Origin of the sequence: Sorangium sp. So ce176, from assembly GCF_051519835.1 — a bacterium.
In the GTDB taxonomy this organism is placed as follows: Bacteria; Myxococcota_A; Polyangia; order Polyangiales; family Polyangiaceae; genus Sorangium; species Sorangium cellulosum_G.
On the sequence record NZ_CP150371.1, the window covers coordinates 1,755,516 to 1,769,626 of the forward strand.

The 14,111-nt window shown below is 71.7% G+C and carries 8 protein-coding genes; 3 read left to right on the top strand and 5 right to left on the bottom strand.

The window, feature by feature from the left end; all coding sequences use genetic code 11:
• Positions 1–6: 6 nt before the first annotated feature.
• The 5 genes from WMF42_RS06635 to WMF42_RS06655 form a co-directional block, all read right to left on the bottom strand.
• Positions 7–1,326 carry a GNAT family N-acetyltransferase gene (locus WMF42_RS06635; protein WP_061612678.1) on the bottom strand — a complete coding sequence of 440 codons (1,320 nt, stop codon included), beginning with the start codon at positions 1,324–1,326 and terminating at the stop codon, positions 7–9.
• Between the two features lie 5 nt (positions 1,327–1,331).
• On the bottom strand, positions 1,332–2,219 hold the full coding sequence (locus WMF42_RS06640; protein WP_061612679.1) for a serine/threonine-protein kinase: 888 nt from the start codon (positions 2,217–2,219) through the stop codon (positions 1,332–1,334).
• A gap of 253 nt (positions 2,220–2,472) precedes the next feature.
• A complete protein-coding gene (locus tag WMF42_RS06645) occupies positions 2,473–4,251 on the bottom strand; it encodes a Rieske 2Fe-2S domain-containing protein (RefSeq protein ID WP_437690941.1) in 1,779 nt (592 codons plus the stop codon).
• Positions 4,252–4,467: 216 nt separating this feature from the next.
• Complete coding sequence (locus WMF42_RS06650) at positions 4,468–5,634, bottom strand: RtcB family protein (RefSeq protein WP_061610870.1); 1,167 nt, start codon at positions 5,632–5,634, stop codon at positions 4,468–4,470.
• A 158-nt stretch (positions 5,635–5,792) separates the two neighbouring features.
• Entirely contained in the window at positions 5,793–8,975 is a 3,183-nt protein-coding gene (locus WMF42_RS06655; RefSeq protein WP_437690943.1) for a beta-propeller domain-containing protein, read from the bottom strand.
• Positions 8,976–9,330: 355 nt separating this feature from the next.
• Between WMF42_RS06655 and WMF42_RS06660 the strand changes: the two genes are divergently transcribed.
• The 3 genes from WMF42_RS06660 (at position 9,331) to WMF42_RS06670 (ending at position 13,124) form a co-directional block, all read left to right on the top strand.
• Entirely contained in the window at positions 9,331–11,274 is a 1,944-nt protein-coding gene (locus WMF42_RS06660; RefSeq protein WP_437690945.1) for a D-glucuronyl C5-epimerase family protein, read from the top strand.
• Positions 11,275–11,503: 229 nt separating this feature from the next.
• Positions 11,504–12,694 (top strand): FIST signal transduction protein, encoded by a 1,191-nt coding sequence (locus WMF42_RS06665; RefSeq protein ID WP_437690947.1) that lies wholly within the window; start codon positions 11,504–11,506, stop codon positions 12,692–12,694.
• 40 nt (positions 12,695–12,734) lie between these two features.
• Positions 12,735–13,124 (top strand): tautomerase family protein, encoded by a 390-nt coding sequence (locus WMF42_RS06670; protein WP_061610383.1) that lies wholly within the window; start codon positions 12,735–12,737, stop codon positions 13,122–13,124.
• Positions 13,125–14,111: the final 987 nt, after the last annotated feature.

Below are 14,111 nucleotides of genomic sequence, written 5' to 3' on the forward strand. Positions count from 1 at the left end.
GCCCGATCAGAACCCGTTGAAGGAGCCGAGGAACAGGGGGGGGCCGGCGAAGGCCGCGTCGAGGAGCGCGGCCGCCTTGGCGCTGCCCACAACGAAGCCCTGGCTCAGGAGATCGCGCGCCGAGGTGGCGCCGAAGTAGATCTGCGTGAGCCGCTCGATCGAGAGCGAGAGGCGGTCGCCCGCCGTGCTGCCGGGCGCCGTCTGGACGCCGCGCGCCGCGAAGGTCACGTCGAAGGCGCGCGGCGCGTCCGTGAACACGGGATCCTCGACGTCGAGGCCGATGGCGCCGCGCACGCCGTGCTTCCTCGGCGAGGGGTGCAGCGCGAGCGCGGCGGCGACGTCGACGATGCGCCCCATCGCGCCGGCCGCGGTCAGGCCGAGGACGTTGCGGCGGTGCGCCACGTGGACGGGCGGGCACAGGCCGGGGTGCCGGGCCGCCGTCTCGTAAAGAATGGGCTCGTCGCGGATGCCGGGCTCGTCGAGCAGCGGCGCGCCGTAGCCGCGCGGGAGCATGAGCTCCACGACCTCGTACTGGTCGCCGAGCGCGCCGAGGAAGCCGATGAGCCCGCGGTAGGCGCCCGGCGTCGGCGCGCGGAGCTCGCGGACGAGGAGCTGCTGGACGCCGTAGGCGCTGCCTTCCGGCACGTCGAAGAGCAGGTAGCCCGCGATCGCCTTCGAGCCCGGATCGACGTAGACCGCGCCGCTGGGGGAGCGCTTGAACACGCGCACGTCCCACCAGTACTCGCTCCGCTTGAGCTGCCCCGTCGTGTCGGTCCGCGCGAGATCGTAGGCCTGCTTGATGAGCGGCTCGTCGCGGGGGCGGGAGAACGCCCGCACGTGGCGGCGGAGCACCGAGTCAGGGAGCCGATCGGGCGAGGTGCGCACGACGTCCCGGAGCTCGCAGACGCCGAAGCCGAACCTGCGATAAAACGAGAGCCGGACCGGGTGGAGCAGCGCGAGCGCCTCGCCGCGGCGGCGCATGCGGCGGAGGCTCTCGCGGACGAGCCGATCGGCGATGCCGCGGCGGCGGAACTCGGGGAGCACGGCCACTGTCGCGAGGCCCTGGAAGGGCACGTCCGCGCCCGCGAAGCTCATCGTGAGGTCGAGCGAGGCGACGTGCCCGACGAGCTGGCCGTCGGTCTCCGCGACGATCACGTTGTCGAGGGCGAGGTGCGCGTGCTCGGTGAAATACCGCAGCCACGCCTCCGGATCGCCCGCCTGGAACGCGCGGTAGGCGACAGTGGCCAGCGTGCCCTCCTCACCCTTGCGGGCGCTGCGGAACACGAGCTCGTGGTTGGATCGGCTCGGGATGCGGGCGCGCGCCATGACCGCTAGCCCGCCCCGCCGGCGGCGCCCGCCGGCGGCTGCCCGGAGGCGACGGCCCCGCGCAGCGCGCCCGCCATCTCCGCGGCCGCGCCGAAGCGGCCGGACGGATCGCGGGACAGCGCCTTGACGAACCACGCGTCCAGGGCCGGCGTGATGTCGGCGCAACGCTCGCTCGGGAGCGGGAAGTGGCCGATGCGGATGGCGCTGAGCAGGGCCTCGAGCCCCCTCTGCTCGAACGGCGGAGCGCCGGTGAGCGCCTGGTACGCCATGACGGCGACGGACCAGAGATCCGAGCGGCCGTCGACCTGCTTCGGGTTGAAGAACTGCTCCGGGCTCATGTAGACGAGGCTGCCGACGACCGCGCCCGTGGCCGTCAGCGTGGTCCCGTCGGGGTCGACGTCGCCCCGCGCCACGCCGAAGTCGAGCAGCTTGACGCACGTGCTGCCGCCGACGTCGGCGAGGAAGACGTGCTCGGGCGTGATGTCCCGGTGGATGACGCCGAGCGCGTGCGCCGCGGCGAGGCCGTCGCAGAGCTCGGACACGAGGGAGACCGTCTCGTCCAGCGAGAGGCGACCGGCGCGCGCGAGCCGGTCGGACAGCTCCTCGCCGCGGAGCAGCTCCATCACGATGTACGGGAGGCCGTCCTCGGCGACGCCGTGCTCGTGGACCTCGGCCACGTGAGGGCTCTTGATCCTGGCCATGAGCGCGCCCTCCCGGTGAAACCGGGCGACCGCGGTCGGATCGGTCGCGAGCGACGCGGACATGAACTTGACGGCGACGTCCTTGCCGAGCCCGAGGTGGCGCGCCGCCCAGATGCTGCCGATGCCGCCCATCCTGAGCAGGGTCACGAGCGTGAGGTGCGGCGCTACGTGGGAACCGGGCTCGAGCCGCATGGAGGGCCAGTATGCATGAAGCGTCCTCCGCTGGCCACAAGGCGGGAATCGGCCCGGCGGGCAGCGCGGAGGGCGTCGCGTTGTCGCGTCGTCGTCGCGTCGTCGACGGCGCGTCGTCACCGACGCTCTCGTCGCTCGCGTCCCCGGCGCGTTGTCGTCCCGATCGGATTCCGCTCGCGCTCGTCGCTGTCGCGTCGCGTCGCGCCGGCGCGTGTGCGTCGCGACGGCGCCCCGCGAGGGAGGCGCGCGCGGCTCAATACAGCCCCTCCGGGGGCCGGCCATCGGACATGAACTTCTTCGCCACGGCCGCGATCCGCCGCACGTGGAGCTCCCGTCGGACGGGCACGAGATAGGCGAGCAGCGCCTCCAGGTAGGCGCCGTCCGGGTGCGGATCGGACGACTCGAGCCGCTGGAGCGCCTCGAGCGTCTTCACGGCGTGCGCGGTGAAGATCGGCCTCACCGAGGCGTCGAACGCGGCGAACGGGGCGAGCTCGGCAAAGGCGCGGCGGCGCCCCTCGGCGTCGAGGTGCCGCGCGACAGCGAGCGCCCCGCCCAGGTCGCGCGCCGCCGCGGCCTCGAGCAGCGCGCCGCTGGACGCGCGCGCGGGGGTCGGTCCCGGCGCGACGGCGCCCGGCGCGGCGGCGTCCGCGCTGCGGAGCTTGCCGACGAAGCCGGCAGCGAGCACGGCGAGCTGCGCGGCCTCGCGCGGGAGCGCGTCGCGGCCGAGCGCCGCCGCCGCCTCCGCGAAGGTCACCGCGTGGGTGACGTCGAGCACCCCGACCTCGGCGTCGAGGCGCTGCTCCCAGCCCGGATCGAAGCGCGCGAGGCGGACGGCCGCGGCGTGGCCGATCGCGCCGAGCAGCGCGAGCGGGCCGGCGCCGCGCGCGAGCCAGCGCGCGGTCGCCTCGACGGCCTGGCGCTCGCCGGCGAGCACCTCCGCCTCGAAGGCGGCGCGCTCCGCGGGGTCGAGCGGCGCGGCGGCCGGCCCCGCGGCGCCCTCGGGCGCGGGCAGGGGGAGCTCGGCCACGCGCGCGAGCGCGGCGCGCGTGGCCGCGAAGGGCGGCAGGCTCGTGTCGGCGGTGGCCCAGGCGAGCTGCACCGTGGAGGCCGCGAGGACCTCGTCCGCGGCGGAGGAGAACCGCTCGCCGAGCTCGAGCGCCTTGGAGAGGAAGATCGCGCCGTGCCCGTAGTCGTGGAGGTGCTGCGCGACGAAGGGCAGGAGCGCCCGGCGCGCGCCGGGCGTGCCGCGGACCTCGATCAGCTCGCGCATCCGCGCCTCGGCCTCGTCGCGCCGCTCCGCCGCGAGCGCCTCGCTCACCTTCACCGGCTCGTCGAGCTCGAAGTCGGCGATGCGCGCGAGCGCCGAGCTCCCGCCGGCCTTGCCGGCGGCCTTGCCGCGCGGGCCGAGCCGGGCCGACGCCTCGCCGATCGCGTGGGCGGCGACAACGAACGCCTCCTCGGCGGGGACCCAGCCGCGCTCGACCCAGGAGCAGAGGTCCGCGAGCAGGGCGAGGCCGTGATCGAAGCCGTGCTCGGCGCGCTCCGCCCCGTCCCTGGCGAGCACCTCGAACGCGAGGTGCAGGCTGCCGAGGCCCGTCTCGGCCCGGTGGAGCCCGAGCGCCCCCAGCCGGAGCCCCTCGCGCAGGGCGCGCGCCGGCTCGTCGCGCCGGACCGCCTCGCGCAGGCCGGCGACGAGGCGCCGCACCTCGGCCGCTGTGTCGACGGCGCGGTTCAGGAGCACGCGCCCGCCGTCGACGCGGGTGGCGTAGCGCCGCACCGGCTCGCCGCCGAACGAGCAGGCGCCCGTGGCGATGTCGAACTTCCAGTTGTGCCACGCGCAGGTCAGCACGCCGCCGCGCAGCGCGCCCTGCGAGAGCGGGTAGCCCTGGTGGGGGCACCGATCGTCGAGCGCGTGGACCTCGCCGCCCCGGAGCACGCAGGCGAAGCGCCGCCCCGCGTCGTCCTTGCGCAGCACCGGCTCCTCCGCCGGGAATTCGGAGAGGGGGCCGAGATCGATCCAGTCCGACTTCATGACGTCTCCGCGCGGCCGCGCACGCAGCGGCGAACGCGGCGTCCGGCCGCGGCGTGCGTCGCGCCGGCGACGCGCATCGTAGCCGACGGCAGCGCGGGGAGGGACGGTGAATCCGGCGCGACGCGGAAAAGGCGCGGAAAGGCATCGGCGGCGGCGCGCCGGTCGTCTGCCCGTCCGTTCGTCGGTGATGGCGCCGGTCCCCCGCCCCGAGCCCGCTCACCCCTTCACGCACATCACCTGGCGCAGCTCGGCGACGATCTCCACGAGATCGCGCTGGTCCTCCATGACCCGCTCGATCGGCTTGTAGGCGGCGGGGATCTCGTCGAGGACCCCGCCGTCCTTGCGGCACTCGACGCCGGCCGTCTGCGCGGCCAGGTCCTTGACGGTGAAGCGCCGCTTCGCCTCGCCGCGGCTCATCTTGCGCCCCGCGCCGTGCGACGCGCTCTCGAACGCCTCGGGGTTGCCGAGGCCCCGGACGATGTACGAGCGCGTGCCCATCGAGCCGGGGATGATGCCGAGCTCGCCCTTGCCCGCGCGGATCGCGCCCTTGCGCGTCACCAGCACCTCCTCGCCGAAGTGGTGCTCCTCGGCCACGTAGTTGTGGTGGCAATAGATGGCTTCCTGGATCTCGAGCTGCGGGAAGTGCCGCCGGAGCACGCCCTCGGCGAGGTGGAACATGGCCTCGCGGTTCGCGCGCGCGTACCGCTGCGCCCAGAAGAGGTCGTGTCGGTACGCCTTCATCTCCGGGGTGCCGGCGAGGAACACAGCGAGATCGCGATCGGGCAGGTCGCGGTTGTGGGCGAGCTTCTTCGCCGTGGCGATGTGGATCTCGGCCAGCTCTTTCCCGATGTTGCGAGAGCCGGAGTGGAGCATCAGCCACACGCCGCCTCCCGTGTCGAGGCAGAGCTCGATGAAGTGGTTGCCGCCGCCCAGCGTGCCGAGCTGACAGCGCGCCTTCGTGAACAGGCCCTTGACCTTCGGGGTCAGACTCGAGAACTCCTCCCAGAGCGGCAGCTTCGCGAACTCCTTCGGCGGCGCGTCGTGGGCGGCGAACCCGACGGGGATCGCCCGCTCGATGTCGCTGCGGATCCGCTTGAGGTCGTCGGGCAGGTCGGCGGCCTCGAGGTTCGTGCGGAGCGCGCCCATCCCGCAGCCGATGTCCACGCCCACGGCGGCCGGCGCGACCGCGTCGCGCATCGCGATCACCGAGCCGACTGTCGCGCCCTTGCCGAAGTGGACGTCGGGCATCGCGGCGACGTGGTGGAACACCCAGGGCAGGGCGCTGATGTTGCGTAGCTGCTCCAGCGCGACCTGCTCGACCTCCTCCGGCCGGGTCCACATCTTGATGTCGACGTTCCTGCCCTTGATCTGCGTGGGTCCCATGCCGGGCAGGATAGCGCGCCGCGCGGCGGCCGCAGCGCCGGCCTTCCGGTCGCGGCGGTGAGGCGGGGCGCTCTCCGAGCTCTGCAGGGCTGTCGCCCCGCCGTCGACGAGCGCGCCGCGATCGGCCTGGTGCCGGAGGGGGATGCGCGCCGCGCGCGCTACGGGAGGAGGTTCGAGGCGTCGAGATCGATCTGGTGGATGCCGTACCGCTCCGCGGCGACGAGGACCTCGTCCTTGGCCCGGTCGACCAGCAGCTCGGGGTACCACGCGCCCGTGAAGAACGCCTGCGCCACGGGCCGGCGCGGGTCGTCGTAATCGACCATCAGCGTGCCGCTATACAGGTTGAAGAACGCGCGGCGCTCGGCGGTGAAGGGCATGAGCGTCATCCAGCGATCGGTCGGCGTCTCCGAGAGCACGTCGAACCCGGTCGACGAGATCGTGTCGCTCGGCCTCAGGATCGCGAGGCTGCCGGACTCGTAGCCGTAGCTCCACCGCCAGTACGACGGCCAGATCCGCTCGCCGTACGTCATGAGGGCCCGCTGGTGCTGGTCGATGAGGATGGTCTCGCCGACCGTCTTGCCGGCGAGCTCCTGGTAGTTGTTCAGGTGCGCGCGCCCGTTGTGCAGCGTCGATCGCGCGATCGCCGGCTCGATGAAGTGAGCCCCCCACACCCGGTCGCGCGTGAACACCTTGGTCCCGCGGATCGCGAGGGCCTCGCCGGGGACGTTGATCGCCGGGCCGACGACGGGCGCTCCGGGGCGGGACAGGTCGACGCGCCGGACGAAGTAGCGCGCGTGGGGGCGCGGGTCGTCAGCCACAACGGCGGGCACCTTGACGGACACGTAGAGGTCGCCCTCGTGCGCCAGCGTGCTCACCGCGTCCTCGTCGGCCGGGAGCGCGACGGGCGCCGCCAGGGCCGGGTGATCCGGATCGGAGAGGTCGACCACGTGGACGGTCATCTGCCGGATCTGGCGGCGCGCCTCGCCCTCGTAGCACGACGACTCGAGCAGCCCGTCGAGCGCGGCCTCGTCGAGGACGGGCGTGCAGGTGTCGCCTTCGCCGAGCCGCGTCGTGCACGCGGCGAACCCGCCCGTGCAGTACTCCGGCCCGCCGTCGACGGACTGGCAGGTGCGCTGCCCGGTGGTGTACCTGCAGTTGTCCACGCCGGAGCAGGCGTAGTCGCCGTGGCTGTAGGTGACGTACGACTCGCAGTGCTCTGCCGGGCCGAGCTCGACCCAGGAGTCGGTCTTGTGCGCGAACGTGAGCGACCCGTTCGTGGGATGGACCCGCGTCGGCGCGTAATAGTAGTAGTCGTAATAACGGCCGTACGTCGGGGGCAGGTCCGTCGTGACGAGCTGCCCCGCCGCGCGGGGCCGCAGCGGGTTCGAGAGATCGACAACGCTGATCGTTGTCTCGTACCTGGGCCAGTCCACGTACCTGGAGGTCACGACGGCGAGCAGGTCGTCACCGACTTTATAGTAGCTCGCGTCGGGCGTGACCGGGAAGGTCGCGCGCGGCGTCGCGACGTCGGCCACGTCCGCCGCGTCGATGACCTCCGCCAGGGCCATCTGGCCTGGATCGCGGTCCCAGGAGTCCTGCTCGGGGTTGCGGATGCGCACGCGGTGATCGCCGTACCCGAGGATCGTCGTGTAGTTGGGCGCGAGGTCGAGCTCGCCGAGCTTCTCCGGGTCGTCCAGGTTGCGCTGATCGTAGAGGCTTAGCTGCGTCTCCGACACGTTCGCCGCGGTGTCCGGGCCGGCGCGGAACGAGCGGCGCACCGGGGAGGCGTGCTTCATCACGCCACGGCGGGTCAGGGTCGCGCTCGAGTACGTGAAGATCTGCACGGCAGAGCTCTGCCTCCACCGGCCTTCCTCCTCGGTCCAGCCGGAGAACGGCAGGAGCACGAGGCCCGTCTCTGTCTCGCCGGTCGGCGCGGCCACGCGCACGGCCCCGTCGAGCACGGTGAACGCGCGGTGGTCCCAGTTGGCCTCCGACCAGTTCCATCCGTCATCGTCCCCGGCCACCTCGGAGCGCGCGATCATCGGGTTCGGGTTGGTCAGATCGGTGATGTCGTACAGGCTGGCCGCGAGCCTGCGCCCCCCGCCCTCGTCGTTCACGCCGATCCCGATGAGCCGGGTCGCGCCGAGCACCGGGCGGAGGAAGTCGTTCCAGCCGGAGACGATGAACTCGCTCTTCTCCTCGACGTTCCCGTCGGGATCGATCGAGAAGGCGTGGAACGGATCCGTGCGGAAGTAGGTGACGGCGAACGCCCGGTCGTCGAGGAAGACAGCGCCGTAGAGCGACTCTCCCTCGCCGAAGTCCTCGTCGTCGATCGGCGTGAGATCGCCGAGATCCGACGCGTCCCACGTCTGCAGGTGGCTCACCCCTCCGCCCCACTGCGGGCCCGAGAAGACGCGCAGCGTGTCGTCGCGGAAGTCCATGTGGAACTGCGAGCGCACGTAGCCGTCCACGGTGACCGTATCCCGCAGCGCCATGGCGCCGTCGATGCTCGAGATGTCGACGATCGACACCTGGCTGTCCTCGTAATCCCAGCCCTCGGGGCTGCGCGCCACCAGCAGGACGTCTCCCTCGCCGTGGATGTCCGTCACGTACCCCCCGAGGTCGAGCTGGCTGCGCTCGGTGAGCCCGCGCTGGGTCACCTCGAAGCTCTTGACCACGGCCTGGTTGTGATACTCGTATTCGCCGTTCCCCAGCTCGACCCACCCCCAGTCGGTGCTGGCCACGTAGAGGGCGTCCCGGCTCGCGCCGTTCGCGTACCGGCTCGTCTGGATGTACCCCGGCACCTCGAACTGCGACAGGAGCCTGGGCGCGTTCCGGTTGGAGATGTCGACGAGGAGGACGGCCCCGCCCGCGCGGCGCTCCATGGCGAGGCTGCCCGGCGTGGCGCGGACCCCGACCCAGTCGTTCATCAGCACGATCGCGCGGTCGCCGTCGACGTACATCTCGACCGGGCTCCCGGCGACCTGCATCTGCCCGACCATCGTCGGGCTCCCCGGATCATGGATGTCGATGACCTGGAGTCCCCGATAGCCATTGAGGTTCAGGAGGTGCCCGTCCCCGAGGACCCGGTAGATGTCGCCCTCCTCCAGCTCGCGCTCCTCTTCTTCCTCCTCTTCCTCCTCTTCTTCCTCTTCCTCCTCCTCTTCTTCCCCGTAGAACACCAGCGGCAGATCGTCCGCCGACACGAATGACGTCGTGCCGCTGAGGAAATCGGCGACCTTTGCCGCGTCCTCGGCGACGTTGCCTGCCGGCGCGCGATCCGCTCCGGCCGTGCACCCCGGGCCGATCACGAGCAGCGACCCCCCCAGCCAGCATGTCAACGCCGCGTTGTGTTGTGTTAAGAACCTCATCCCGCCACCTGGCCCCTTTCCCTCGTATCCGAATAAGGGAGCGAAACTGTCCTAGTTCGCCCCCGCGCGGCGTTCGGCGCAAGTGAGAAATAGCCTGAGTTCGTCGAGGAACCACGCTGCTGCGCGGCTGTCACAGGCGGCCGCGTACGTACGAGACAAGCGCATGCTGCGCGCACAAACGGCGCCGATGTGAGCGTCGCTGTGCCCGCGACAGCCAGGCGCGGGCGCGACCTCGGCGAGGCGGCGTGCCCCGCCCGGCTTCGGCCTTGCGGAGCCTCGGAGTTGCTGATACGCGTCGAAATCGCTTCTTCCGGGGTGTTTGTCCATGCTGTCTGCTCGCGCTCTCTCCATCGCAACCCTGGCGGCGCTGGCCGCCGTGTCCTCGGCGCTCACGACCGGATGCGACAGCCGCAAGCCCGGCGAGGAGGCGGCGGCTGCGAAGCCCGTCGCCGCCGCTCCGGCCGCTTCGACAGGCGCCCCGGAGGCCCGGAAGGCCGCCCCGCGGCCAGGGGACGACCGCTTTGCGGTCCAGATCGCCGCGAATCTGTCCCGGGTGCCCGATCCGGCGATCCAGCCCGCGGCGGGAGGCGGCGCGGGCGCCGAGCTCGACAATGCCACCTTCCGCGATCGCACAATGACCTTTGTCCGCCAGGTGATCGCGGGCGGTGACAAGGTGACATGCGATCTGTCCCTGTCGTCCAAACGCCCCTTCCGCGCCGTCGTGATGGGCTTTCAGGAAGGGAAGCAGATCGCGCGCGGCGACGCGTCGGACGCGGGGCTCTGCGTGGCGCTGAAGGGCGCCGCGCGCCGGGCGGTGGCCGCGGCGGGCGGCGCGCCCGAGGCGCTCGCCGGCGCGCGGCTCGTCGTGGAGCTGCCGGATCATCACGAGTCGATGGTCGAGCGCGTCGAGGCCAAGGGGAAGGGGGTAGAGCTCACCCAGGGCCTCGTGCCGGTCCGCCTCCTCGACAAGGCGCTCCTCGCGAAGCGCATCGAGGACGGCAAGGGCTATCTCTTGCGCGTCATCGACCCCCAGCACAAGGGGGTTCACAAGTACTACCACGCCCCCGCCGACCGGTTCGAGAACGAGCTTCACACGATCTACACCGCGTCGACGGCGCTGACGCTGCTGAAGCTGCACGCCTACAAGCCGGACGAGCGCCTGCTCCGCCTCGCGACCGAGGCCGCCGGCTTCATGATGGGCATGCAGAGCCGCGAGATGCGCGATCGCACGGCCGGCGGCTTCTTCTATGCGTTCGACCTGGAGCGCAAGCGGCCCGAGCGCCGGCTCGTCGTCGGCACCGCGTCGAAGTCGATCTTCACGCTGATCGAGCTCCACGGGCTGACGAAGGAGAAGAAGTACCTCGAGTCGGCGGTCATGGCCGCCGACTGGCTGATCGCGATGCAGCGGCCCGACGGCAGCGTGCGCTCGGCCCTGAGCGGGCAGGAGGGGGGCGCGTGGAAGGTCCAGGGCAAGGAGTCGATGCTCTACACCGGACAGGTCCTCTCCGCGCTGTCGCGCACCTACCGGGCCACGAACAACAAGAAGTACCTCGACGCCGCGGCGCAGACAGCGGACTTCCTGCTCGCCAGGATCGCCAAGAAGGGCTGCTTCCTCGGCGACGACTACAGGAAGCCGAACCCGATCTCGAGCTCGTGGGCGGTCCAGTCGCTGCTCGATTTCGCGAAGGCGAGCGGCGATCAGCGCGCCGAGCATGCCGTGTTCCGCTGCGCCGACGACCTCGTGAAGCGGCAGTGGCGCAGGCCCGAGGACGCCTACCGCTACGGCCGCTGGCAGCGATCGCTGTCGAGCAGCGGGACAGGCTGGCTCGCCGAGGTGATGTCGGAGGTCTATCACCACTGCCGCCAGAAGGGCATGGACGGCTGCGATCGGTACAAGGACGCGGTTGTCGCCGCGATCCGGTTGCTCCTGCAATACACGTACGGCCCGGAGAACTCGTTCGTGGTGAAGAACCCGCAGGTGTCCGCGGGCGGGGTGTTCTGGAGCGTCAGGGATCGTTACGTGCGCACCGACTCGGTGTGCCACGCGATGAACGCGTACCTCAACATGATGAGCGAGCTCGGCGACGGGCCGCTGCTCACGCTGCCCGAGCGGCCCCTCGCCGATCGAATGGCGCTCGCCGCGGGGCCGGGGGGCGCTGAGGCGGCGAACGCTGGGCTCGCCGCCGAGGACTCCGCGGAGGACGGAGAGGAGGGCGATGAGGCCGCCGCAGGGCAATCCGGGCCGCGGAGCGAGGATCCGGACGATTGAGGGTTGCTCTCACTCCTGCGGTCGAATCCCGCCGACCCGGCGCGGGTTGGTGTATAGAGATCGGGCGTGATCGACCCGATCCTGGGGGGGCACGGCAGGAGGTCAAGAGCCGATGGACAGCAACGATCGCAGCAGGGCTGACGGCGCTTTCCCCGGGGGGAACGGCGGGGCGAGGGAGGCTCCGCGGGTGGGCCGGGCGGGCGCTGGAGGGGCGGCGGGGACGATGAGGATGGCCACCGCGTCCTCCACGGCGGGCTCGACCGATGTCGCGTTCGCGGAGGCCATGTCCGCGCTCGGCGAGAGCCTGGGCAGGGAGCCGGACCACGTGTTCCTGAGCTACACCGAGTCCCATGATCTCGACGAGCTCGCGCGCGCCACAGCGGCGCTTCCGTCCTCGGTCCGGGTCCACGGATCGAGCTCGTGCCTCTCGGTCATGACCGCTGCCGGGGTCCACGGCGCGGGGGGCCCTGGCCTGGCCGTGCTCGGCGTCGCGGACGCGCAGGGCGCCTATGGCGCGGCGGCCGAGCCGGTCGGCGACGCGCCGCGCGCGGCGGCCGCCCGCGCGGCGCGCCGCGCGATGGAGGACGCCGGCCGGGCGGGCAAGCCGCCGGCGCTGTTCTGGCTGACCGCGCCGCCCGGCGTGGAGGAGCAGATCCTCTGCGGGATCGAGGACGCTGTGGGGCCCGACGTGCCGGTGTTCGGCGGCTCCTCCGCGGCGAACTCGCTCGACGGCGCGCTGTCGCAGCTCGCGCGCGGGCAGGCGCACAGCGGCGCGGTGCTCCTGTCGGCGCTGTACCCTTCGGGCGAGATCGCCTGTGCGTTCAGCTCCGGATACACCCCGACCGAGCACCGGGGCTGGGTCACCCGCTCGGAGGGGCGGCGGGTGCCCGAGATCGACGGGCTCCCGGCCGCGGAGGTCTACGACCGCTGGACCGGCGGCGCGTTCTCCGCGCAGCTCGGCGGCGGCTCCATCGGGGCGGAGAGCACGCTCTGCCCCCTCGGCCGGCCCTCCGGGTGGGCGGGCAAGGTCCCGCAGTTCCTGCTCATTCATCCGAACGCGGTGGACGGGGACAACGCGCTGACCTTCGGCGTGCACATCAACGAGGGGGACGAGCTCGTGCTCATGAAGGCGACGCGGGACGACCTGCTCGAGCGCATCCAGTCCGTGGCGGGCGCCGCGCTGGCGTCCGCGCGGCCCTCGTTCCGGCCGCAGGGCGCGCTCGTGATCTTCTGCGCCGGGTGCATGCTCGCGGTGCGCGACGACATCGATCGCGTGGTCCAGGGGGTGACCGCCGCGCTCGGCCCGACGCCGTTCCTCGGCAGGTTCGCGTTCGGCGAACAGGGGTGCTTCGTGCGGGGCAAGAACCAGCACGCGAACCTGTCCATCGCCGTCGTCCTGCTCGGGCAGCAGGAGCAGTAGGCAACGGCTCGATTCGCCCGGTGCTCCAGGAGGACCCTCGATGTCTCAGGTGAAGATCTACGGAATCAAGGACAGGCTCAACCCGGTGAAGGAGACCCTGTCGAGGGTGATCCACGCGTGCGTCATGGAGGCGCTGCAGCTCCCGCAGGACAAGCGGGCGCACCGCTTCTTCCCGATGGAGCGCGAGGACATGCTGGCCCCGGGCGGGCGCACCGACGCGTACACGATCATCGAGATCTCGATGATGACCGGCCGCAGCGTCGAGACGAAGAAGAAGCTCGTGCGGCTCCTGTTCGACAGGATCCGCGACGAGGTCGGCATCGACCATCAGGACATCGAGATCTGCATCTCGGAGTCGCCGCCCCACGACTGGGGGTTTCGCGGCATGCACGGCGACGAGGTCAAGCTGAACTACAAGGTCAACCTCTAGCTCCGCGCTCCCGGGCCCGCGGTTGCCGCGGTGCGCCGCAGCGGCTCCGCGAGCGCTCCGGCCGTCATCCGGCTTCCCGACCCCCGCCCACCGGGTGTACACTCCGGGGCATGGGTCGCCGATTTCCTGACCTGCCTCCTCCCGCTTTCCGCGCCGTAGCTGGTCGCTCTTCCCGGGATGGGCTGGGCGTCGGTTCCGGCGCGATCGGCGCGGGCAGGGCCGGTGGAGCCGGCGAGGGCACCGGCAGCGGCGGCGGAGCCGGCGCAGGGGAGGGTAGAGGCAAAACGGTTCAAGGATGTCAAGGCCGAATGGTCACGTAGGCCACGGGTGATCGGAGCTCCCTGGCGCGCTCCGCCCACCTGCCCGGATGAGCGACGAACGATCGGACTCCGGTCCACGCAGGGAGAGGGCGGTCTTCACGCCACATCTGCCAGGCCAGCATCACGAGATCGAGAATCACGATCACGCGATGATGCGGCGCAGGCGGTGTGCCGGCCGTGGCGCCGAGCGGCGCAGACCACCTAGAAACGACGCTTCGGGCGGCTGCAAGCATCGCGCAGCGCGCCGCGGGCTCCTCATGCTTCGTCGAGGAAGCCTGCCGTGGTGTCTCCTCGTTGTCGCAATGGAGTTGCACGGCTTACAACCTGTGCTGGAATGGTTGAATGTGTGATCAGAGCGGCTCTTCGCGGGAATATTGCACCGCTCAGAACTCGCCGACCGCGTTCGTTCTGACGGGCTCGAGCGTCGACATCCCTGGAAGAATTTTTTAGCTGCAGTCGACGGCGAAGGCCCGCGGCTTCGTCGACCACCACGAACCGGATCTCCGCAGGCGCACGTCTTAGAAGGACTTGGACAATCGCATAAGAGCGGCCGGCCTCAGAGCCGGACGTCGCGGCCAGCGCGCAGCGCAGGCGAGCCGACGACGCCGGTTGGCCGCAACCACGAGGAAAACACCGTCATGAGCTACGCACGCATTACCATCAGGAA

Bases quoted from the DNA above. Each gene is read 5' to 3' on its own strand.
- WMF42_RS06635 (WP_061612678.1), bottom strand. From the start codon at position 1,326: ATGGCGCGCGCCCGCATCCCGAGCCGATCCAACCACGAGCTCGTGTTC.
- WMF42_RS06640 (WP_061612679.1), bottom strand. From the start codon at position 2,219: ATGCGGCTCGAGCCCGGTTCCCACGTAGCGCCGCACCTCACGCTCGTG.
- WMF42_RS06645 (WP_437690941.1), bottom strand. From the start codon at position 4,251: ATGAAGTCGGACTGGATCGATCTCGGCCCCCTCTCCGAATTCCCGGCG.
- WMF42_RS06650 (WP_061610870.1), bottom strand. From the start codon at position 5,634: ATGGGACCCACGCAGATCAAGGGCAGGAACGTCGACATCAAGATGTGG.
- WMF42_RS06660 (WP_437690945.1), top strand. From the start codon at position 9,331: ATGCTGTCTGCTCGCGCTCTCTCCATCGCAACCCTGGCGGCGCTGGCC.
- WMF42_RS06665 (WP_437690947.1), top strand. From the start codon at position 11,504: ATGGCCACCGCGTCCTCCACGGCGGGCTCGACCGATGTCGCGTTCGCG.
- WMF42_RS06670 (WP_061610383.1), top strand. From the start codon at position 12,735: ATGTCTCAGGTGAAGATCTACGGAATCAAGGACAGGCTCAACCCGGTG.